The sequence below is a fragment of the Phenylobacterium sp. FG114 genome (assembly GCF_057809855.1).
In genome coordinates this window covers 148540-167989 of sequence record NZ_JBMDKU010000011.1, presented here as the reverse complement: position 1 = coordinate 167989, position 19450 = coordinate 148540, and the positions used below count along the sequence as shown (strand labels likewise).

Sequence of the window (19450 nt, the reverse complement as noted above, 5' to 3'; positions counted from 1 at the left end):
CGAATGAGCCGCGAAACATGGACCCGCCGCGCCGCCCTGGCGGCGTCGGGCGGGGCGCTGGTGCTGGGGAGCGAGATGGCGGAAGCGAAGACGGCGGGATGTGGAGGCTGCGCCTGCGGACGGATCGACGTCCACCAGCATTTCCTGCCCGACTTCTATGCCGATGCGCTCGCGAAGGCAGGGCTGAGGACGGTGGACGGCGGCATGCCGATCCCCGCCTGGAGCGCCGACGCGGCCCTGGAGATGATGGATCGCCAGCAGATCGCGACGGCGATGATCTCGCTGTCGTCCCCTTCGACTCATTTCCTCCCGCCGTCCCGCCGACCGGCGCTCGTCCGACAGGTGAACGACGCCGGCGCGGCGCTGGTGGCGGCCCATCCGGGCCGCTTCGGCTTCTTCGCCACACTGCCCATGCCGGACGTCGAGAGCTCGCTGAGCGAGGTGCGGCGCGCCTTCGATGTGCTGGGTGTCGACGGGGTGATCCTGGAGACCAATATCGACGGGACCTACCTGGCGTCGCCGGCCTTCGCGCCGATCTTCGCCGAGCTGAACCGGCGCAAGGCGACCCTGTTCCTCCACCCCACCAGCCCGGCCTGCTTCGAGGCCGTCGGACTGGGGCGGCCCGCGCCGATGCTGGAATTCCCGCTGGATACGACGCGCACCCTGGTCGACCTGCTGTATTCGAGGACCCTGCAGGCGCACCCGGACATCAACGTGATTGTTCCGCATGGCGGTGCGGCCCTGCCGGCGCTGGTGGCCCGGATCGCGGCCTTCGCGAACCTGCCCTTCATCAGCCCGCGCCCGGCGTCCGAGGCCGAGGTCTTCGAGACGCTGGCGCGGCTCTATTACGACGTGGCGCTATCGGGGCATCCCGTCGCCTTCGCCGGCCTGCGCCGTCTCGCGCCGATCACCCAGGTCCTGTTCGGCAGCGACTGGCCCTTCACGCCCGAAATGGGTGTCGCGCGCAACATCCACCAACTCTCGGGCAACGGCCTGAGCGAGGCGGAGATGCGGGCGGTCGCGCGAGAGAACGCCGAACGCATCTTCCCCCGCCTCGCCGCGCTGCGGCGCGCGTGACCCCTCAGAACGTCTGCAGATCCTCGGCAAGGACGATCTTGCCCTTGAACTGCGCCGCGATGCCCGTGCGTGCGCCGTCCAGCTCGTCGCGCTCCAGCGAGTTGTGTGTGGCGACGACGGTCTTGGCGCCGCAGGCCGTGGCCAGCTTGCCCACCTCGGACGGTGACAGATGCTCGCGCCGGAAATGGTCCTCGACCAGGTCGTAGATCGCCGGCGGGCCGCCCGGCCGGTTGACCTTTATGCGGGCGATGGCCAGGGCCGGGTCCATCATCTCGCTGACCAGCAGGTCGACGCCCTTGCAGGCCTGCTCGACCTTCGGGCTGGGACCGGTGTCGCCCGTGTAGAGGATCGAGCGGCCGGGGGCGTCGAAGCGGAACGACAGCGACACGGGGCGCGGACCGGCCCCGGACTTGAGGGTGGCGTAGTGACTGTTCTCGGTGGCGGTGACCTTCACATCGCCGGCGTTGAAGGTGGAGCCGTCCTCGATTTCCACGACCTTCACGCCGGCGTCCGGTCCGCCGGACAGGCGCATGGTCTGGATCGCGTGGCCGCCGTGCTCCATGGCGGCGAACAGGCTGGCCACGGTCTCGCGCGTGCCCGCAGGGCCGTAGATGGTCACCGGGTTCGGCCCGCTGGTCTGGTAGCGCAGGCTCAGGAAGGCGAAGAGGCCGCCGGTGTGGTCGAAGTGCAGGTGGCTGATCAGCACCGTCTGGACCTGGTCGATGCCAACGCCGGCCTTGGCGAGTTGCTCGGCCGCGCCATCGCCCACGTCGACCAGGATCAGCCGATCGCCAAAGCGCACCAGGTTGGCCGGCTCGGACCGATCCTTGCGAGGGATCGGCCCGGAGTTGGTGCCCAGGGTGGTGAAGGTCAGCGTCGCCGGCGCGGCCGCGACGGGCGTGGCGAGCGCGGTGGCGGCGCAGACGGCGAGCAGCGTCAGGGACAGGCGGTGCATTCGGGATCTTTCCGGGTCAGAGGTCGGGCGGCGCTGGCTCAGGCCGGCAACTTGCCGGCCCAATCGCGCACGACGGTGGCGAACCGCTCGGGCTGGGCGGCGTGCATGGCGTGGGCGGCGTCCGGCAGCGACACGTAGTCGAACGGCTGTCCCGCCTTCCTGATGATCTCGCCGGCCTGCCGCGCCTGCAGGTCGGTCAAGGCGCCGACCAGCCGGCCGGTTGCCGGGTCGACGGTGCGGCCGTGGTGCGTCAGCAGCACAGGGACCTTGACCTTGGCCAGCATGCGGTCGTGCGGGCAGCTCGCCGCGACGGTTCCCTCGTAGTGCGCGCGGCCCCACTCGGGGTCGTATTCCTTGACGTTCTGCGGTGGTTCGGCCGGCGCGCCCATCCCGCCGCCCATGGTCGCGTAGGCGCCCACGCTCCACTGGTTTCCCAGGTAGGCGGCGAAGCGCTGGAAGATCGGGCCGACGATGGTCTGGCGCACCGAGGGGCCGAAGGCCGGCGTCAGCTCCGAGGCGAACAGCGGCGGATCCTCGTAGATCGCGCCGCGCAACTGGCCGGGCAGGGCGTAGGCCGATAGCCAGCAGGAGAGCACGCCACCCGAAGAGCAGCCGCTGGTGACGACGGGACGCTTGATCACCGTGGCGATGAAGCGGACCAGGTCGTTGCCCATGTTGTCCAGCGTGTAGCGGCCGGGCGTCCAAGTGGTGCGGCCCTGGCCGCGCAGGTCGATGGCGTAGACCTGGAAATCCGCCTCGAGAAGCCTGATCGCCGCTTCGTAGCCCCACCAGGATTCGGTCTGGCCCGGGATGAGGAGCAGCGCTGGTTTCGAGGGCGAGCCGCCGACCACATAGTTCATCACGACCTCGCCGAGGTCGACGGTCCTTTCCGGGTAGCCGTGCGGCACGAAGGCGGGCTTGTAGGCCGGCCCGCCGCGCCCAGGGAGGCCGGCGGCGAGGGGCGGCGCGGCCGCGGGTGAAGGTTGTGCGCCGGCGGGCGCCGCCGCGGCCATGGGCGCGACCAGCGCGCCCTGCACCAGAGTTCGCCGGGTGGTCCGACGCCGGGTGGCCGGTGGGGCTTCACCTGTCGTTTCGGGGGGCATCGCGCAGTTCCTCTGCCGTCGTCGCCGGATGGCCAGCTTTGATTGAAATGACGATATGGTCAACTAACCTATCGTCGTTGGCGGCGGGGCGACAAGGAGAATGTCATCGCCGAGGCGATGGCGTGTGGTGTGAAGCTTTTAGGAAGTGACCAAAGCGTCGATATTCGAGGCGTCGCGGTGGAGTAGCCATCACTGGTCTCTCCGCGCTTCCCTTCCGGACCGCGCCTGAAGGGGACCTGGATAGGGTCAGGCGACGGCCGGTCCCCTCGGCGCCGCATCCGCGCACGCACGGATGTTTCATGGAATTTTCGGGAAAGAGGTCTCCCCGCTTCAGTGGGGGAGATGAATGGTCGGAGTGGCAGGATTTGAACCTGCGACCCCTGCGTCCCGAACGCAGTGCTCTACCAGACTGAGCCACACTCCGACTTGGAGGCGCGCTTATAGAGGAGGGTCCGCCGGGCTGCAAGCGGGGGAAAAGGACGTTTGTTCAGGGGCGTTGCATCGGCCGGCGCGCTGCGCTATTTCCCCCGCTCCCGAGGGCCTGAGGGTCCTCGCCGGCCGTTCCTGCTGGGGAATGGTGTAATGGTAACACTGCGGTTTTTGGTACCGTCATTCTAGGTTCGAGTCCTAGTTCCCCAGCCACGGCCCGCCTGCCTTAGCCCCTCATCCGGCCCAAGGCAGAGCTTTCGGTTTCGCACAACCCGACATTGCCGCGACACCCTGTCACTCGGGGAATCTACTTAAGCAATCGTCCCGAATTTCCTCGGACCGAATCACTGTGGTTCTTGTCGTTAACCATAGTGAACACGACGGGCCGCAGATGATCCCAGGACACCTCTCCGAAGTGCGCGACACCCGGGGGCTGGGTCGCCTGCTCGAGACGGCGTCGTCCTAGGGGGTAGGGGCTTTTCATGGGTGGCAAGGTGCTGATCATCGACGACGACGCGGCGTTGCTGCGGCTGATGTCGATGGCGTTCCAGGCGGCGGGTTTCCAGACCGTCGCCGCAGACAACGGCCGGGCCGGCATCCGCATGGCGGGCGCCCACCGGCCCGACCTGGTGGTGACCGACATCGTCATGCCCGACATCGAGGGCATCGGGGCGATCCGGGCCATCAAGCAGGGGGCGCGTCCCCCCAAGGTCATCGCGATCTCGGGCGCCGGTCGCTCGAAAGGCGCCGACTATCTGAGCTGGGCTCGCCACCTGGGCGCCGACGAGGTGCTGGCCAAGCCCTTCCGCATGTCCGAGCTCATGAGGATGTCGAAGTCCGTCATCGCCCGGCCGTCCATCCAGTTGTCATCCGTCCATTCGAACGATCTCAGGGGTTAGATCCGATGCACATTCTTCTCGTCGAAGACAACGAAGCCACCGCCAAGAGCGTGAAGCTGATCCTGGGCGCCGAGGGGCACAACGTGTCCATGACGGCGTCGGGCGAGGAGGCGGTCGAACTGGCCGAGGTCTACGAGTACGACGCGATCCTGATGGACATCGACCTCGAGGACATCACCGGCATCGAGGCTCTGCGCGAACTGCGCCTGAAGAAGAACGCCACGCCGGTGATCATCCTGTCGGGGACGACCGACGTGGAGACCAAGGTCGCATCGCTGGCGGTGGGCGCCGACGACTACATGACCAAGCCGTTCCACAAGTCCGAGCTGACCGCCCGTATCAACGCCGTGGTTCGCCGTTCGCGTGGCCACGTCGAGTCGATCATCCGTACGGGCGCCATCGCCCTGAACCTCAACACGCGCAGCGCCGAAGTGTCGGGCCAGCCGATCCACCTGACGCCCAGCGAGTACAAGATGCTGGAACTGCTCTCGCTCCGGAAGAACACCGTCCTCACCAAGGAGGCGTGCCTCAACCACCTGTACAACGGCCTGAGCGAGCCCGAGATCAAGATCATCGACGTCTTCATCTGCAAGCTGCGGAAGAAGATCGCGGCGGCGGCCGGCGGCGACAGCCAGATCGAGACCGTCTGGGGTGGCGGCTACATGCTGCGCGACGCCAAGCCCGAGCGCCTGGCCGCCTGATCGGCCGCTTGAACGCCAGGGCGGCCGGTCTTCGCGAGGGCCCGGCCGTCCGGTTGTCCAGCTCCACCATGCGGCGCCCCGCCGCTCCGTAACTGTACCTAGGTAGTGGTCCCGGGATGTCTTCCACCAGCACGCATGCTCTTGATTCGCTCGGCCACATTTTGGCCACGGATGGGGCGGGACGGCGGCCAGCCATGGCATCGGACGGCATCGCGACCAGGGAAGACGCCGGGACCCGCCCGGGGCCGCCCGCAGCCACGCCGGCGCGCGCGCTTCGCCGCGCGAAAGCCCGCCCGGCCCGACGCTCCGAAATCCAGGCCGATACGCGCCCCGACGCGCGCCGGCGTCAGGCCGATATCCTGGTCCATGATTTCAACAACCTGCTGAACGTGATCCTCGCCGCCAATGAGGCGCTCACCGCCTCGCTGCCTCGTGATTCCGACCAATACGACCTGGCCCGCATCAGCCAGGAGGCGGCGGAAAAGGGCGCTGAACTGCTGCAGCGCATCGCCGAGCTCGCGCGTCCCGCCGAGCCGTCGCGCGAAGAGCGGGTCGACGCGGCCGAGGTCACGGTCGCCACCGCGCGGTTGGCGCAGGTGTCCACGGCCGCCACCGTGACCGTGGTGGCGCTGGCCCTGCCCGAGCCGATGGCCTGCCGCGCGGATCGCGGCGCGCTGGAATCCGCCTTGCTGAACCTCTGCGTCAACGCCGGCCACGCCATGCCGCGCGGCGGCGCGGTGCAGATCGCCGCCACGCCGCGAACGCTGGGCGGCGCACAGGCCGCGGCGCTGGGTCTGGCCCCCGGCCGCTATGTGGCCTTCTCCGTGATCGACTCCGGCGTCGGCATGTCGCCAGAGGTGCTGGCGCGCGCGGCCGAGCACTATTTCACCACCCGCGCGGGACGCGGCGGCAGCGGCCTGGGCCTGGCCGGCGTGCGCGACTTCGCTCGGCGGGCGGGCGGTGCGCTGAAGCTGGTGTCCGAGGTCGGACGCGGCACGACAGCGACGGTCTATCTACCGCGGGCCTAAGTCGGCTGCGCCCGGCGGAGCCTGGCGCGTCACCAGCTGTCGGGTATCGAACCCGAGGCCAGCGCCCCCAGGGTGAGGCCGATGGCGTAGGCGCCGGGATCCGCGTACCGGGCCTTCAGGGCCTCGGCCTCGGCGACCGCCTCCGCGGGGTCGCGATCGATGAACATCAGCCGCCGGAAGGTCATCAGGGTCGCCTCGAGCAGCCCGCGGGGCTGCGAGATCTGCGACGACATCGCCGCCGGCGACAGGCGCGCGAGGAAGGGAAAGCACATGCGCATCTGCAGCGCGCCTTCATGGCAGAGATCGCGGAGCTTCAGGTCGTAGGGGTTGTCGTAGCGCGGTCCATGCAGAAGTTCTGCGAGCCTGCGCTTCGCCGGGCCCCGGACCACATAGGCGCTGGCGCTGGCGAACCGCGTCGAGGCCAGGTCCGGCACCGTCACCTGGTCCGCCGCCTGCAGCCGCCGCCACTGCCGCGCGTAGTGGACCATGTCGTTCGGCTCCACGAGGTCCAGGTCGAGGAAGAGGACGTCCCAGGCCTTCGGCGCGTTCCGGACCTTGTCGAGGATCTCGAAGGCGCGCGGCGAGAAGTTCGCGTCGTCCTCGACGATCAGCACGTCCTCCTCGTCGTCCAGGCAGGACTCGATCGCCGCGCAGTGGCTGGCGTAGCAGGCCTTCTGGCGGGGCGTGAGGGATCCTTCCAGGCCGGTGACGTCGGCAGGTCCCAGCGCCGGCTGCCGGACCAACTCCCACCCCGGGCGCTGAGCGCCGGCGAAGCTCGCCTCCAGGGCGCCGCGGCGATCTTCCGCCTGGTCAAGGTTGATATAGATGCAGCGCATGCGGTCTCGGGGGCCTGACGATCGGCGTCTAGGCCGCCCCGGCCGTGATCGTCGAGCGGATCAGGTCGGAGAGGCTCTCCGCCCGCATCTTCGACATGACGTTGGCGCGGTAGATCTCGACGGTCCGCGGGCTGATCTCAAGCGTGGCGGCGATGATCTTGTTGCTGGCTCCGTCCACGATCAGGTCCAGCACCTGCCGCTCGCGCGGCGTAAGGCTCTCCAGCCGGCGCAGGATCCGGGTGCGGGCGGCGCCGGCGTCCACGGCTGCGTCGTTCTCCTCCAGGCAATGGCGCACGCCCTTCAGGATGACCTCGCCCTCGAACGGTTTCTCGATGAAGTCGATGGCGCCCGCCTTCATCGCGTCGACGGCTCGGCTCACGTCCGCATGACCGGTGATTACTATCACTGGTAGTATGCAGCCGACGTCCCTGAGCGCCCGGATCAGCTCGATGCCGTCCATGCTGGGCATGCGTAGGTCGGTGATGATGCAGCCCCTCGCCCCGGGGTCGAAGGTGGCGAGGAAATCGTGAGCCGAGGCGAACCCCCGGGAGGTGAGGCCGTCGGACTTCAGCAGCATGACCAGGGAATCGCGAGCCGCATCGTCGTCATCGACGACGAACACCGTCCGATCGGCCGTCCCGCTCGCCATCTTCACCTGCCCGCGCCAATACAAAACTAAAAGCGGCGCCACCCAGGCGGCTCTGTTCGACCCAGATCCGTCCCCTGTGATTTTCGACTATAGCACTGGAAATCGAGAGGCCTAGCCCCATGCCTTCGGGCTTTGTGCTAGCCAACGGTTGAAAGAGTCGCTCGGCCACGCTCTGGTCGATACCAGGACCACTGTCCTCGACTGTAGTTACGAGCCGGTCGTCCGGTTCCAGACGGGTTGAAATGTTAACTTGGCGGTTCGGGTACTTCGTCACAGCTTCGATGGCGTTGCGCGCCAGGTTGACCACCAGCTGTTGAATCTGGATGCGGTCGGCGATCACCGTGTCGCGACCCTTGTACAGATCGTAGACCAAGCGGACGTTCGCATCGCGGGCCATCACGGCGATGATGAAGTCGACCTCGCCGATCATCGCCGACAGGCTTTCGAGCTTCTGCAGCGTGCCGCCGCGCGTGGCCAGGTCGCGCATGGTGCGGATGATCTCGCCAGCCCGCACGGCCTGGTCGCCGGCTCGGGCCACGGCGTCGATCAGGTCGTCGTCGTCCAGCTCCATCCGGGCGATCAGGTTGCGCGCCGCGCGGAGGTAGTTCGCCACGGCCGACAACGGCTGGTTGAGTTCGTGCGCGAGCACCGAAGCCATCTCGCCCATGGAGTTGGCGCTCCAGACCTGGGTGAGCTGTTCGCGCAGTTCTTCCGAGCGGCGTTCGGCCTCGAAGATGGAGGTCATGTCGCGGACCACCATGGTCAGCAACCGCCGCCCTCCGATGGCCACCTCGCCCACTCGCACCTCCATGGGGAAGGTCGCCCCATCCTTGCGAAGGCCGGTCAGCTTGCGGGTGCTGCCGCTGATGTCGCCGTCATGCCGCGCCGGCTGGCCGGTCAGGGCGCCGTCTTCCCCGGGGGGCATCAGCTTGCTGAAGTTCTGGCCGACCGCCTCCTCGGCGGGCCAGCCGAACAGCCGCTCGGCCGGGTGGCTGAAGCTTTGGATGACGCCGCGGTCGTCGATCAGCACCAGGGCGTCGGCGACGATCTCCAGGCTGGCCTGCAGCAATTCCTCGCGCTCGGCCTGGTCGGCGATGATCTCCGCCGCCGCCAGGCGCTGGGCCATCAGCGAGCGCACCCAGCCCGTGACGCCGAGCCCGAGCGCCAGGAACAGCGCCGCCCGCACCGTGCGCTCGAGCAAGGGCAGGTTGTCGAGGCCTTCCAGGGTGAAGCCGCCGAGCGCCAGCAAGAGCGCCGCGGTCAGGGCGGAACCGACGCCGCCAAACGCTGCGCACGCCAGCAACGCCGGCGCGCAGACCAGATAGACCGAGTGGCTGAACATCGGACGCAGGGCATAGAGCGCGGCCAGGATGGTCGCGGACACGCCGACCGCCAGAAGCTGGCCCCTAACTAGGCGGAGACCAGAACTCGAGATTGCCACGCCGGTTGTGCGATTTCCCGTCCACAACCTTGCCATGTATTCTACATTCCGCGTCGGCCCCGTTCCGACAAACGTGTTGTGCGAAAATTTTTCGAGCTGAGCAATTACGTACAACTACATAAGGGTACGTACATGTGGGGAAACTCGCTTCGTGCGCGAATTCCCGCGAAGACTGTCTCTGTTGAGGCGAATAGCTTCGTCAGCTACCCGACAGTTTGATCCCGGAGGCTGACGGGGCGGTTTCACTTCCGCCATTCAACGATTTTTGCATCCAGACGATGTCGACCCACCGTCCGTGCTTGAAGCCGAGGCTCTTGCCCACGCCGGCGTCGGTGAAGCCCAGCGAGCGATGCAGGCCGATGGAGGCGGCGTTGCCGCTGTCGCCGATCACAGCCACCAGCTGTCGCAACCCGAACGCCTCGCAGTCCTGTACCACCTGGGACAGGACGGCGCGTCCGATCCCCTGGCCGACCGCATCGGGGGAGACGTAGACGCTGTCTTCCGCGGTAAACCGATAGCCGGGACGGGGGCGAAACGGACCGGCATAGGCATAGCCCAGCACGCGTCCCTCGCGCTCGGCCACGAGGTACGGCAGGCCATAGCCCTGGATCTCTCGGCGGCGGCCATCCATCCAGGCGGCGTCCGGCGGCTCGATCTCGAAGGTGCCGAAGCCGTGCAGCACATGGTGGCCGTAGATCGCTGCCAGCGCCTCCGCGTCGCCCGCCGTCGCCGCCCGGATGATCATCCCGCCCCGACCTTTTCCGACATCGCCCACCCCTTCTCCAGCGCCCAGACGGCGAAGGCGTAGTCCAATGCGATTTCTTTCAGGAAGTCGAAACGGCCAGATGCGCCGCCGTGGCCCGCCTCCATGTTGATCTTGAGCAGGATCGGTGCGTCGCCTGTCGCGTGTTCGCGCAGCTTGGCCACCCACTTGGCTGGCTCCCAGTAGGTGACGCGCGGGTCCGAGAGCCCCCCAGTGGCGAGGATCGGGGGATAGGCCTGGGCCGAAACGCGGTCGTAGGGGCTGTAGCTCGCGATCAGGTCGTAGGCGGCGGCGTCCTCGATCGGGTTGCCCCATTCGGGCCACTCCGGCGGGGTGAGCGGCAGGGTGGTGTCGCTCATGGTGTTGAGCACGTCCACGAACGGCACGGCGGCGATGATCGCGCCCCAAAGGTCCGGTCGCAGATTGGCCACCGCACCCATCAGCATGCCGCCCGCGGAACCGCCGTAGGCCGCGATCCGGCCCTTGGTCGCGTAGTTCTCGGCGACCAAGTGTTCGGCGCAGGCGATGAAATCGATGAAACTATTTGGTTTTTTATCCTTGCGCCCGTCCAGGAACCAGCCCCAGCCCTTGTCCGAGCCGCCGCGGATGTGGGCCGTGGCCCAGATCCAGCCACGGTCCACCAGGCTGAGGTTGCGGATCGAGAAGCTGGGCTCCATGGCGTGGCCGTAGCTGCCATAGCCGTAGAGCAGCACCGGCGCCGAGCCGTCCTGAGGCGTGTCCTTCAGCATCAGGAGCGTGATCGGCACCTCGGCGCCGTCGGGCGCCTTCGCGTACAGACGCCGCGCCACATAGCGGCTCGCATCGTGGCCGGACGGAATCTCCTGGGTCTTGCGCAGCGTCCGCTCGCGGGTCGCCATGTCGTAGTCGAAGGTCTGCCGGGGCGTGGTCGGCGACTGGTAGACGAAGCGGGTGACGGTGGTCTCGTACTCGTAGCCGCCCTCGAGGTTGAGCGCGTAGGCCTCCTCGTCGAAAGCGACGGTGTGTTCGCCGCCGTCGCGGGTCATGACCACCAGCCGGTCCAGGGCGTTCACGCGCTCGGCGCGGACCAGATGGCGGGCGAAGGCCGCGAAGCCGGTGATGTAGCGGCCGGGCTCGTGGGCGATCCAGTCGCGCCAGGTCACCTTGGAGGGGACTGCCGCCTCCGAGACGCTCAGCTTGAAGTCGACCGCGCCGTCGTCATTGGTGCGGATCACCCAGCGGTCGCTCCAATGGTCGACGCTGTACTTCACGCCCACCCGCCGGGGCTCGGCGACGACCGGCTGCGCGGTGGGGTCGATGGCGGGGATCAGCCAGATCTCGGTGGTCTCCTGGTTGCCCACGTGAATCAGGACGTGGCTGTCGTCGGCGGCGACGCCGACGCCCAGGAACATGCCGTCGTCCTTTTCCTCATAGACCAGCGTATCGTCGCCACCTCGCGCCGGGCGGCGGAAGACCTTGGCCGGCCGGGCGTTCTCGTCCCGCCAGATCCAGAAGATCCATTGGCTGTCCGGCGAGAAACATAAGTCGCCATAGGCGCTCTCGATCGGCGGACCGGTCTCCTGGCCGTTCGCGAGGTCCTTCACCCGAATTTGATAGTACTCCGAGCCCTGCTCATCGGCGGCCCAGGCGTAGAGCGCATGGTCCGGGCTGTGGCTGGCCGCGCCCACCTGGAAATAGGCCTTGCCCTTGGCCAGGGCGTCCTCGTCCAGCAGCACCTGCTCGCCGCCGTCCTGGCCCCGTGGCTTGCGCGCATGCACCGGATGCTCGGCCCCGATGGCGTAGCGGGAGTAGTAGTCCCAGGCGCCGTCTGGCGACGGCACCGAGCTGTCATCCTCTTTGATCCGCCCCTTCATCTCCGCGAACATCTGCGCCTGCAGCGCCTCGGTCTCGGCGAGTACGGCCTTGGTGTAGGCGTTCTCGGCGTCCAGGTGCTGGCGGACGTCGGCGCGCAGCACCTTGGGGTCGCGCAGCACCTGCTGCCAGTTGTCGTCCTTCATCCAGGCATAGTCGTCCACGCGGACGCGGCCGAGCTGTTCGATGCGGTGGGGATGCTTGGGCGCGACGGGCGGTTTGGGAAGGCTCATGGCGGCTAGATGCGACGCCCGCCCGTATCACTCAAGCGCCTACGGACCCGGCGCCTGTGCGTTTCCGCGCGCGGCGTCCGGCCGCAGCCGAATGTGGCGACTTGTTGGCAGACCGGGTTCCGTGATTCACTACTTGTGCATCTGCATCGCGCATCAAAGACGCGAGTAGCGCATCGAGTTTTAGGGCAACCCTCATGGTCATGGATCTTGCGGTAGAGCTGATCCACGCGACCGTTCAGCTGGAACAACCGCTGGGCGACGGTACGCGTACGGTCGGGACTGGCTTTCTCATCTCAACGCCGGGGCCCGACGGTCAGACGCGGACGGTGCTCGTCACCGCCAACCATGTGTTCCAGAAGATGCCCGGCGTGAACGCCCGGATCGGCTACCGCATCTCGAATGCCGACGGTTCGTGGAGCTATTCGCCCCAGCAGCTGAAGATTCGCGACGACAACGGCCGCGAGCTCTGGACGCACCACCCGAACCGCGACGTCGCGGCCATCAGCATCAAGGCCCCGCCGGAATTCGCCAAGGCGGCGCTGCCGCTCGACTACCTGGCCGCCGACGAGACCTTCGACAAGGAGCAGGTGACGGCCGGCGACGAGATGATGGCCCTGGGCTTCCCGCGCGGCCTGTCGGCCAATTCGGCCGGCTTCCCGATCCTGCGTTCGGGCCGGGTGGCCTCGTATCCGGTTGCGCCGGCCAAGATCTTCCCGACCTTCCTGCTGGACTTTTCGGTCTTCCCCGGCAACTCGGGCGGGCCCGTGTTCATCAGCCATCCCGTGAAGGCCGAGCCCGGCGTGACCCAGGTGGCCGACAAGCCGGCCGAGAAGGGCGATACGGGCTTCATCGCCGGCTTGCTGACCCAGCAGGTCGAGCTGAACAGCGAGCGGCTGGAGATCGGCATCGTCACCCACGCAAAGTTCGTGCGCGAGACGATCGGCCTGATGCAGAATCCGCTGGCCCCGGCGACAGTGGCCGAGGGCATGACCGCCGTCAGCGGCGGCCGCACGGCCTCGGCGGAAGAGGCCGCTCGGGACTGACCCCAGGCCGTCGTCGACGGCCCGGGATCCTGCTGTCCGTCAGGCGCCGTACAGGACCGAGATCGTCTCGGCGATGCAGGCGGGCTTGGTCTCGCCCTCGATCTCGATGGTGCACTCGTTCTTGAGCTGCATGCCGCCGGCCTTGGGCTCGGCGCCGATCAGCTTCTGGCGCATGCGCACGCGCTTGCCGACGCGGACCATGTTGATGAAGCGGACCTTGTCCGAGCCGTAGTTGATGCCGCGCGTCACGCCCTTCACCGGCAGCATGCCGGCGCCGAGGAACGGGATGAGCGAGAGCGTCAGGTAGCCGTGGGCGATCGGGCCGCCGATCTCGCGGGTGGCGCGCTCGACGTCCACATGGATCCACTGGTGGTCGCCGGTGGCCTCGGCGAACTTGTTGACCCGGTCCTGGTCGATGAGGACCCAGTCCGATACGCCCACTTCCTGGCCGACCAGTCCGGGCAGGTCCTTGATCTCGACGGGGTTCATTTCGTCCGCTCCCTCGCGTGTTTGAGTTCGAGAGCAAGCCTCTAACATCTGTTCGGACGAGGGCAAGGCGGACGCAGCGTCAGACGGCGGGGCCGCCCGACGCGCGCTAGGCCAGGGCGGCCGACGCTCGGCGCTTGTGGCGCAGGGCGGCGCCGGTCGCGCCGAAGCCCAGGATCATCAGCGCCCAGGTGGTCGGCTCGGGCACCGCGCCTGTGGCGAAGACGAACGACTGGGTCAGCGACAGCGGGGTCTTGCCGTACTTGCCGCCATATTGCTGGACCGGCGTGATCAGGGTGAACCCGAAATCGCCATCGCCCAGGCCGTTGTAGAAGTAGTCGGTGAGGTTGGCGCCCGACAGGTTGTCGACCAGCAGGTCGAAGGCGGCGTCGTGATTGGTGCTCGTCACATTGCGGTTCGACGCCACTTGCCAGATCGCGCCCTGCACGGCCGACAGCCGCGTGTAGCGGGCCGCGACCGCGGCGTTGTAGTCGGCGACGGCCTGGGTGGCGGCGGCTTTGCGCGCGTTGTAGGCGGCCTTGGCGTTGTTGTAGGCCGTCGTGCCGGCCGAGCCCGCCGGGAAGTCGCTGCGCTTCGGCGCCACCTCGGTGAACGGCGGCGGCGCCACCGGGAGTTCGTCGAACAGGGCCTGGCCGTAGTTGGCCAGCAGGCCGATCTTGCGCACGTCGCCGTCGTCCAGCGCCTTGCCGTTGAAGTCGGTGCTGAGCGTGGCGGTGTCGGTGTACTGGAGGTTCGGCGCGTAGTCCTTGGCCGTGATCGAGTGATAGACGTCCACGCACCAGGCCACGAGGCTCTTGGGCGCGCCGTCGTAGATCGTCGCGAACTGCATCGGGGCGGCATAGACGGCGCCGATGCCGGAGATGTTCACGGTGCGGGCATGGTCCATCGCGCCCTTGTCCAGGACGACCGTGGCAGCCTGGGCCCCCGTCGCCGACACCGTCAGGGCCGCGCCGAACGCCAGCGCCGCGACCATCTGATTGAACTTCCGCATCTCACGCCCCGCCGATCGACCCCCAGCAACTCGGACGAGCGCTTTCCTGTGGTCTGCGGCTGTGCGGTTTCGAGACGCCAGCCTGATCGTGAGAGCGTGGGCTGCAAGGCCCGCGCCGCGTCGATCAGACGATGCGCGAGCCCTCCTTGCCCCAGTAGGCGTCGCGGATCAGGCGCTTGTAGAGCTTGCCGGTCGGGTGACGCGGCAGCTCCTCCATGAAGTCCAGCTTCCGCGGCGACTTCACGTGGCTCAGGTTCTTGCGGGCATAATCCATCAGTTCGTCGCGCAGCGCGTCCCCGGCGTCGGCCCAATCGGCCGGCTGGATCACCGCCACCACCTGTTCGCCCATCTCCTCGTGCGGCGCGCCGACCACCGCCACGTCCGCCACCTTCGGGTGGCCGATCAGCAGGTTCTCGATCTCCTGCGGATAGATGTTCACCCCGCCCGAGATGATCATGAAGCTCTTGCGGTCGGTGAGGTAGAGGTAGCCTTCCTCGTCGGCCCAGCCCACGTCGCCCAGGGTGGTCCAGCCGTGCTTGTTTGTGCCCTCGGCGATCTTCTCGGGGGCGTTGTGGTAGCTCAGCGGGGGGCCGCCCGCGAAATGCACCACCCCCTCGGCCCGCGGAGGCAGGGGCTCGCCGTCCTCGCCGCAGATGCGCAGTTCGCCGATCATCGCGCGGCCTACCGAGCCCTTGTGGGTCAACCACTCCTCGGACTTGATGAAGCAGAAGCCGTTGCCCTCGGTCCCGGCGTAGTACTCGTAGATCACCGGCCCCCACCAGGCGATCATCTGCTCCTTCACCGGCACGGGGCAGGGCGCGGCGGCATGCACCGCCGAGACCATCGAGCTGACGTCGTACTTGTTCCGCACCTCTTCCGGCAGCTTCAGCATGCGCACGAAGTGGGTGGGCACGAACTGGCCGACGTTGACCTTGTACTTCTCGATCAGCGCCAGCGCGGTCTCGGGGTCGAACTTCTCCATCACGATGACGGTGCCGCCCAGCTTGTGGACGCTCATGCACCAGCGCAGGGGCGCGGCGTGATAGAGCGGGGCGGGCGAGATGTAGACGCAGCCCGGCGGGAAGCCGAACAGCGTCTGGGTCATCATCACCAGGGCGTTCGGCTCGTCGATCGCCGCCCCGGTCAGCGCGGGCTTAATCCCCTTGGGCCGCCCGGTAGTGCCAGAGGAGTAGAGCATGTCCGAACCGGCGGTCTCGTCGGCGATCGGCGTGGTCGGGAACTTGTCCCGAGCGGCCTCGAAGCTCGCGTAGGGCGCCCGGGCGTCGCCCACCATGAACAGCTTCACCGACTTCGGCAGCACGCCCGGCAGCTCATCGACCACGCCGCCGACTCCGGGCGAGGTGATCAGGATCTGCGCGCCGCAGTCGCCCACGATGTACTCGACCTCGCCGGCGGTCAGCTTCGAGGAGATGCAGGTGTAGTAGAGCCCGCTGCGCTGCGCAGCCCAGGCGATCTCGAAGAAGCGGGGGTTGTTGTCCATGAAGAGCGCGATCACGTCGCCGGGATTCAGCCCCAGCGACCGGAACAGGTGCGCCCCCTGGTTCGAGCGTTCGTCGAGCTGTCGGTAGGTCACCGTCTCGCCTGAGCCCGCCATGATGTAGGCGGCGCGGTCCGGATCGGTCTTGGCGTGTGTCGCCGGATGCATGTGTTCACTCCCGGGGCCGGTCTTCGCGCCGGCCGGTTTCCTCAGGGGCGAATTGCGGACCTTGACGTCGGGTGCGTCAAGCCGCGCTCGGGCGCCTTCCGATCGAGCGAAATCGTCCGCGCCTGCCCGAACCTGCATCAGGCGCGACGCAAGCGTCACGATGTGACGCGCCGCCATCGCGATCCCCGCGGTGGGCGATCAAGGTTCCGGGACCGAATCCTGCTGGAGGTCCCATGGTCGCCCTGCTGCTCGCCGCGCTTCTGCAAAGCGCCACGCCCGCTTCCGACGCCGTTGCGCCCAGCGCGCCGCCGGCCAAGGCCGCGAAGCCTGTCTGCCGGAAGGAGACCGTGGTCGGCAGCACGATCAAAAAGAAGGTCTGCCCGCGCAAGTTCGTCGAAGAGGTCGCGCAGGGCGACAAGACCGACGCCGCCCAGTTGGCCCAGGCGCCGGCGAAGTAGATCGCCGCGGGCTTCGGCTTCGCGGTCGAACGGCGCCCCTCGAGCCCCCTTGACCTCCCGTCCGTCACCCGGTCCGAACTGACGGCGAACAAGGACGAGGACGTCGAACCCATGCCCACCTTCGAGACCCTGCTTTACGCCGTCGAGGACGGCGTCGCGACCATCACCCTGAACCGGCCCGACAAGCTGAACGCCTTCAACACGCAGATGATGAAGGACATGATCGCCGCCTTCGACGAGACGGACGGCGACGACAATGTGCGGGCGGTGATCGTCACGGGCGCAGGGCGGGCGTTCTGCGCCGGGGCCGACCTGTCGGCGGGCGGCGCGACCTTCGACTACGACAAGCGCAGCGCCGAGGACAACGAGGCGCGCACCCGCGACGGCGTGCAGCGGGACGGCGGCGGCCTGCTGACGCTGCGCATCTTCGACAGCCTCAAGCCGGTGATCTCGGCTTGCAACGGCGCGGCGGTGGGCGTGGGCGTGACCATGCAACTGGCCATGGATATCCGCCTGGCGTCGGACACGGCCCGCTATGGCTTCGTGTTCGCCCGGCGCGGGATCAACCCGGAAGCCTGCTCCTCGTGGTTCCTGCCGCGGCTGGTGGGTGTGCAGACCGCGCTGGAGTGGTGCTACACCGGCCGCATCTTCCCCGCCCAGGAGGCCGCCGAGCGCGGCCTGGTGCGCTCGGTGCACGCGCCGGACGACCTGCTGCCCGCGGCCCGCGCCATCGCCCGCGAGATCGCCGACAACACCGCGCCCGTGTCGGTGGCCATCACCCGCCAGCTCATCTGGCGCATGGCCGGCGCGTCGCATCCGATGGAGGCCCACAAGGCCGATAGCCGCGGCATCCAGGCCCGTGGCCGCGCCGCCGACGCGCGCGAAGGCGTGACGTCGTTCCTGGAGAAGCGGCCGCCGAACTATCCCGACAAGGTGTCGAAGGACCTGCCCGACATTTGGCCGCACTGGGCGCCGCCGACGTTCAGCTAGCCTGGCACTGTCAAATAGACGACGGACGGCGCCCCTCGCGGGCGTCGTTTCGTTTTGAACGTCTCGGGCGTGGCGGGGGCTGAAACCGCATTGCGCAGGTACTGGCGGGCGCGAACTCACCTACGCGAAGGCCTGTTGTTTGCGTTGCGCTGGACTTCTGTTCTCGGAATAGGCGAGGTGGCGTTGCTCTATTTCTCTGTTGTGTGCAGCCGACGATGCCGATAATGACGGCGCACCGATCTTGTGAATCACTGAGCGCCGCTGCTGGCGTCCAACCTTCGGAACCAAGAAAATGGACGAAAAGTCGGAAGTCATCGAGATGACCGCGGACATTGTTTCCGCGTATGTGGGGAACAACACTGTCGCGGCGGCGGACCTTCCCGGCCTGATCCAAAGCGTCCACCGGGCGCTCGCCGGTGTCTCTTCGGGGGCCGAGACGGTTGAAGTCGCGCCGAAGGAACCGGCCGTGCCGATCCGCCGGTCGATCACGCCGGACTACCTCGTGTGCCTGGAGGACGGCCGCAAGTTCAAGTCGCTGAAGCGTCACCTGCGCACCAAGTACAACATGAGCCCCGAGGAATACCGCTCCAAGTGGGGCCTCGCGAAGGACTATCCGATGGTCGCTCCGAACTACGCCAAGGCGCGTTCGGACCTGGCCAAGCAGATGGGGCTGGGCCAAGGCGGCCGTCAGGCGCCGCGCAAGAAGCGCTAGGCGCTTCCGCCCACCGATCGACGATCTGCGAACGCCCGCCGGCCTCCGGCGGGCGTTCTGCTTTCGGGCGCGCCGTTAACCACTTTTACAGCCCGGACGGCGTTTCGCGCTTGCCGCCGATTCGCGGATCAGGCGACATGTGATTCGTCATGAATCCAAGCCATTGTCCGAGTAACTGAAGATGGCGACGCAAATGGCGCCCCCGGCCGCGGCGATCCGCGCCCACGAAGAACTGTTCGCCTACTGGAGCTCGCTGCGAGCGGACACGTCCGTGCCGCCCAAGCGGCGGCTGGACCCCGCCGACATGAAGCGCCTGCTGCCGACCGTCAGCCTGATCGAGGTGGCGGACGACTACCGGGTCCGTCTCGCCGGCACCGGCCTCTACAATGTCTATGGCCGCGAAATCACTGGCCGCAGCTTCTCCGAAATCTACAACACCTCCGCCGCCGAATACTGGCGCCAAGAGCTGGGCCGGGTGGTGAAGCAGCGCAAGCCCGGCGTGGGCGTCCACAATCTGGCCTGGCGCGGCGCCTCGCACCTGTCGCTGATCTGGATCCGGCTGCCGCTGGCCACCAAGGGCTCGGAAGTGGACATGATCCTGGGCTACGACGCCGTCGTGGGCCTCGGGCCTGTGCAGAGCGGCATCCGCCCGGCGGCATGATCCGGCGCGCGGCCTTCGCGGGTCTGGCTCTTGCTCTGCTGGCCGGGCCGGCGCTCGCCCAGTCCGTCCTCAACGCGGACGCCGAGAAAGCCGCCATCCGCCAGGTGATCGCCGACATGGAGGCCGCCTGGAACCGTGGCGATTTCCCCGGCTACATGGCGGGCTTCCAGAACCCCGGCGTGGTGTTCGTGTCCAAGGGCCGGTTCCAGGACGGGTGGCAAGGCACGCTGGACCACTACGTCCGCGACTACGGCGGCGCGCCGGAGAAGCGCGGCAGGCTGCGCTTCTTCGACATCCGCATCGAGATGCTGGCCCCCGACGCCGCCCAGCTGATCAGCCGCTATCAGCTCGACCGGCCGCAGAACCCGCAGGACGGGATAAACACCCGCCTGATGCGCAAGGTGGATGGCCGTTGGGTCATCGCCCTGAACCACGTGTCGTCGAAGGAGCCGTAAGG

The 19450-nt window shown here is 67.9% G+C and carries 20 protein-coding genes and 2 tRNA genes; 11 read left to right on the top strand and 11 right to left on the bottom strand.

The window, feature by feature from the left end:
* Positions 1-3 precede the first annotated feature (3 nt).
* Positions 4-1077 (top strand): amidohydrolase family protein, encoded by a 1074-nt coding sequence (locus tag ACODSY_RS18695; protein ID WP_488953377.1) that lies wholly within the window; start codon positions 4-6, stop codon positions 1075-1077.
* Positions 1078-1081: 4 nt separating this feature from the next.
* On the opposite strand, the gene ACODSY_RS18690 is transcribed toward ACODSY_RS18695, so the two are convergent.
* The 3 genes from ACODSY_RS18690 to ACODSY_RS18680 all read right to left on the bottom strand — a co-directional run bounded on the left by ACODSY_RS18690 (position 1082) and on the right by ACODSY_RS18680 (position 3559).
* Positions 1082-2032 carry an MBL fold metallo-hydrolase gene (locus ACODSY_RS18690; protein WP_488953375.1) on the bottom strand — a complete coding sequence of 317 codons (951 nt, stop codon included), beginning with the start codon at positions 2030-2032 and terminating at the stop codon, positions 1082-1084.
* A 38-nt stretch (positions 2033-2070) separates the two neighbouring features.
* A complete protein-coding gene (locus ACODSY_RS18685; RefSeq protein WP_488953373.1) occupies positions 2071-3135 on the bottom strand; it encodes an alpha/beta fold hydrolase in 1065 nt (354 codons plus the stop codon).
* A 347-nt stretch (positions 3136-3482) separates the two neighbouring features.
* A tRNA-Pro gene (locus tag ACODSY_RS18680) sits at positions 3483-3559 on the bottom strand.
* A gap of 144 nt (positions 3560-3703) precedes the next feature.
* Here ACODSY_RS18680 and ACODSY_RS18675 point away from each other — a divergent pair.
* From ACODSY_RS18675 to ACODSY_RS18660, 4 genes are all read left to right on the top strand, one after another.
* A tRNA-Gln gene (locus ACODSY_RS18675) sits at positions 3704-3777 on the top strand.
* Between the two features lie 269 nt (positions 3778-4046).
* Positions 4047-4463 (top strand): response regulator, encoded by a 417-nt coding sequence (locus ACODSY_RS18670; RefSeq protein ID WP_488953371.1) that lies wholly within the window; start codon positions 4047-4049, stop codon positions 4461-4463.
* A 5-nt stretch (positions 4464-4468) separates the two neighbouring features.
* Complete coding sequence (locus ACODSY_RS18665) at positions 4469-5164, top strand: response regulator transcription factor (RefSeq protein ID WP_488953370.1); 696 nt, start codon at positions 4469-4471, stop codon at positions 5162-5164.
* A gap of 194 nt (positions 5165-5358) precedes the next feature.
* Positions 5359-6192 (top strand): ATP-binding protein, encoded by an 834-nt coding sequence (locus ACODSY_RS18660; RefSeq protein ID WP_488953369.1) that lies wholly within the window; start codon positions 5359-5361, stop codon positions 6190-6192.
* Between the two features lie 29 nt (positions 6193-6221).
* On the opposite strand, the gene ACODSY_RS18655 is transcribed toward ACODSY_RS18660, so the two are convergent.
* The 5 genes from ACODSY_RS18655 to ACODSY_RS18635 form a co-directional block, all read right to left on the bottom strand.
* Positions 6222-7028 carry a glycosyltransferase family 25 protein gene (locus tag ACODSY_RS18655; RefSeq protein WP_488953367.1) on the bottom strand — a complete coding sequence of 269 codons (807 nt, stop codon included), beginning with the start codon at positions 7026-7028 and terminating at the stop codon, positions 6222-6224.
* A 28-nt stretch (positions 7029-7056) separates the two neighbouring features.
* Positions 7057-7677, bottom strand: a complete 621-nt coding sequence (gene fixJ / locus ACODSY_RS18650) for a response regulator FixJ (RefSeq protein WP_488953366.1) — start codon at positions 7675-7677, stop codon at positions 7057-7059.
* Positions 7634-9061: a sensor histidine kinase gene (locus ACODSY_RS18645; protein ID WP_488953364.1), complete on the bottom strand. Its 1428-nt coding sequence runs from the start codon at positions 9059-9061 to the stop codon at positions 7634-7636. The genes fixJ and ACODSY_RS18645 overlap by 44 nt, the downstream gene beginning before the upstream one ends.
* 256 nt (positions 9062-9317) lie before the next feature.
* Complete coding sequence (locus ACODSY_RS18640; RefSeq protein ID WP_488953363.1) at positions 9318-9863, bottom strand: GNAT family N-acetyltransferase; 546 nt, start codon at positions 9861-9863, stop codon at positions 9318-9320.
* The gene (locus tag ACODSY_RS18635) at positions 9860-11965 is read right to left on the bottom strand and encodes a S9 family peptidase (protein WP_488953361.1); all 2106 of its coding nucleotides are present in this window, start codon (positions 11963-11965) and stop codon (positions 9860-9862) included. Before ACODSY_RS18635 ends, ACODSY_RS18640 begins: the two co-directional genes overlap by 4 nt.
* A gap of 194 nt (positions 11966-12159) precedes the next feature.
* On the opposite strand from ACODSY_RS18635, the gene ACODSY_RS18630 reads away from it, so the two are divergent.
* The gene (locus ACODSY_RS18630; protein ID WP_488953360.1) at positions 12160-13008 is read left to right on the top strand and encodes a S1 family peptidase; all 849 of its coding nucleotides are present in this window, start codon (positions 12160-12162) and stop codon (positions 13006-13008) included.
* 39 nt (positions 13009-13047) lie between these two features.
* On the opposite strand, the gene ACODSY_RS18625 is transcribed toward ACODSY_RS18630, so the two are convergent.
* The 3 genes from ACODSY_RS18625 to ACODSY_RS18615 form a co-directional block, all read right to left on the bottom strand.
* Entirely contained in the window at positions 13048-13497 is a 450-nt protein-coding gene (locus ACODSY_RS18625) for a MaoC family dehydratase (protein WP_488953359.1), read from the bottom strand.
* Between the two features lie 106 nt (positions 13498-13603).
* Positions 13604-14506, bottom strand: coding sequence for a PEPxxWA-CTERM sorting domain-containing protein (locus tag ACODSY_RS18620; RefSeq protein WP_488953358.1), 903 nt, complete (start codon positions 14504-14506; stop codon positions 13604-13606).
* Positions 14507-14630: 124 nt separating this feature from the next.
* Positions 14631-16172 carry an acyl-CoA synthetase gene (locus ACODSY_RS18615; RefSeq protein WP_488953356.1) on the bottom strand — a complete coding sequence of 514 codons (1542 nt, stop codon included), beginning with the start codon at positions 16170-16172 and terminating at the stop codon, positions 14631-14633.
* Between the two features lie 233 nt (positions 16173-16405).
* Here ACODSY_RS18615 and ACODSY_RS18610 point away from each other — a divergent pair, with 233 nt between their 5' ends.
* From ACODSY_RS18610 to ACODSY_RS18590, 5 genes are all read left to right on the top strand, one after another.
* Positions 16406-16630 (top strand): hypothetical protein, encoded by a 225-nt coding sequence (locus ACODSY_RS18610; RefSeq protein ID WP_488953354.1) that lies wholly within the window; start codon positions 16406-16408, stop codon positions 16628-16630.
* A gap of 111 nt (positions 16631-16741) precedes the next feature.
* Positions 16742-17620, top strand: a complete 879-nt coding sequence (locus tag ACODSY_RS18605; RefSeq protein WP_488953353.1) for a crotonase/enoyl-CoA hydratase family protein — start codon at positions 16742-16744, stop codon at positions 17618-17620.
* 292 nt (positions 17621-17912) lie between these two features.
* Positions 17913-18332, top strand: a complete 420-nt coding sequence (locus tag ACODSY_RS18600) for a Ros/MucR family transcriptional regulator (protein WP_488953351.1) — start codon at positions 17913-17915, stop codon at positions 18330-18332.
* Between the two features lie 181 nt (positions 18333-18513).
* Complete coding sequence (gene mopJ / locus ACODSY_RS18595; RefSeq protein ID WP_488953349.1) at positions 18514-18993, top strand: motility/cell cycle regulatory protein MopJ; 480 nt, start codon at positions 18514-18516, stop codon at positions 18991-18993.
* Positions 18990-19448, top strand: a complete 459-nt coding sequence (locus tag ACODSY_RS18590) for a YybH family protein (RefSeq protein ID WP_488953348.1) — start codon at positions 18990-18992, stop codon at positions 19446-19448. The genes mopJ and ACODSY_RS18590 overlap by 4 nt, the downstream gene beginning before the upstream one ends.
* Positions 19449-19450 lie beyond the last annotated feature (2 nt).

What these genes read in the sequence shown, in the direction of transcription:
- ACODSY_RS18690 (WP_488953375.1), bottom strand. Translation starts at nt 2,032, where the DNA reads ATGCACCGCCTGTCCCTGACGCTGCTCGCCGTCTGCGCCGCCACCGCG.
- ACODSY_RS18620 (WP_488953358.1), bottom strand. Translation starts at nt 14,506, where the DNA reads ATGCGGAAGTTCAATCAGATGGTCGCGGCGCTGGCGTTCGGCGCGGCC.
- ACODSY_RS18600 (WP_488953351.1), top strand. Translation starts at nt 17,913, where the DNA reads ATGGACGAAAAGTCGGAAGTCATCGAGATGACCGCGGACATTGTTTCC.
- ACODSY_RS18665 (WP_488953370.1), top strand. Translation starts at nt 4,469, where the DNA reads ATGCACATTCTTCTCGTCGAAGACAACGAAGCCACCGCCAAGAGCGTG.
- mopJ (WP_488953349.1), top strand. Translation starts at nt 18,514, where the DNA reads ATGGCGACGCAAATGGCGCCCCCGGCCGCGGCGATCCGCGCCCACGAA.
- ACODSY_RS18630 (WP_488953360.1), top strand. Translation starts at nt 12,160, where the DNA reads ATGGTCATGGATCTTGCGGTAGAGCTGATCCACGCGACCGTTCAGCTG.
- ACODSY_RS18610 (WP_488953354.1), top strand. Translation starts at nt 16,406, where the DNA reads ATGGTCGCCCTGCTGCTCGCCGCGCTTCTGCAAAGCGCCACGCCCGCT.
- ACODSY_RS18615 (WP_488953356.1), bottom strand. Translation starts at nt 16,172, where the DNA reads ATGCATCCGGCGACACACGCCAAGACCGATCCGGACCGCGCCGCCTAC.
- ACODSY_RS18670 (WP_488953371.1), top strand. Translation starts at nt 4,047, where the DNA reads ATGGGTGGCAAGGTGCTGATCATCGACGACGACGCGGCGTTGCTGCGG.
- ACODSY_RS18660 (WP_488953369.1), top strand. Translation starts at nt 5,359, where the DNA reads ATGGCATCGGACGGCATCGCGACCAGGGAAGACGCCGGGACCCGCCCG.
- ACODSY_RS18695 (WP_488953377.1), top strand. Translation starts at nt 4, where the DNA reads ATGAGCCGCGAAACATGGACCCGCCGCGCCGCCCTGGCGGCGTCGGGC.
- ACODSY_RS18590 (WP_488953348.1), top strand. Translation starts at nt 18,990, where the DNA reads ATGATCCGGCGCGCGGCCTTCGCGGGTCTGGCTCTTGCTCTGCTGGCC.
- ACODSY_RS18605 (WP_488953353.1), top strand. Translation starts at nt 16,742, where the DNA reads ATGCCCACCTTCGAGACCCTGCTTTACGCCGTCGAGGACGGCGTCGCG.
- ACODSY_RS18655 (WP_488953367.1), bottom strand. Translation starts at nt 7,028, where the DNA reads ATGCGCTGCATCTATATCAACCTTGACCAGGCGGAAGATCGCCGCGGC.
- fixJ (WP_488953366.1), bottom strand. Translation starts at nt 7,677, where the DNA reads ATGGCGAGCGGGACGGCCGATCGGACGGTGTTCGTCGTCGATGACGAC.
- ACODSY_RS18625 (WP_488953359.1), bottom strand. Translation starts at nt 13,497, where the DNA reads ATGAACCCCGTCGAGATCAAGGACCTGCCCGGACTGGTCGGCCAGGAA.
- ACODSY_RS18640 (WP_488953363.1), bottom strand. Translation starts at nt 9,863, where the DNA reads ATGATCATCCGGGCGGCGACGGCGGGCGACGCGGAGGCGCTGGCAGCG.
- ACODSY_RS18685 (WP_488953373.1), bottom strand. Translation starts at nt 3,135, where the DNA reads ATGCCCCCCGAAACGACAGGTGAAGCCCCACCGGCCACCCGGCGTCGG.
- ACODSY_RS18635 (WP_488953361.1), bottom strand. Translation starts at nt 11,965, where the DNA reads ATGAGCCTTCCCAAACCGCCCGTCGCGCCCAAGCATCCCCACCGCATC.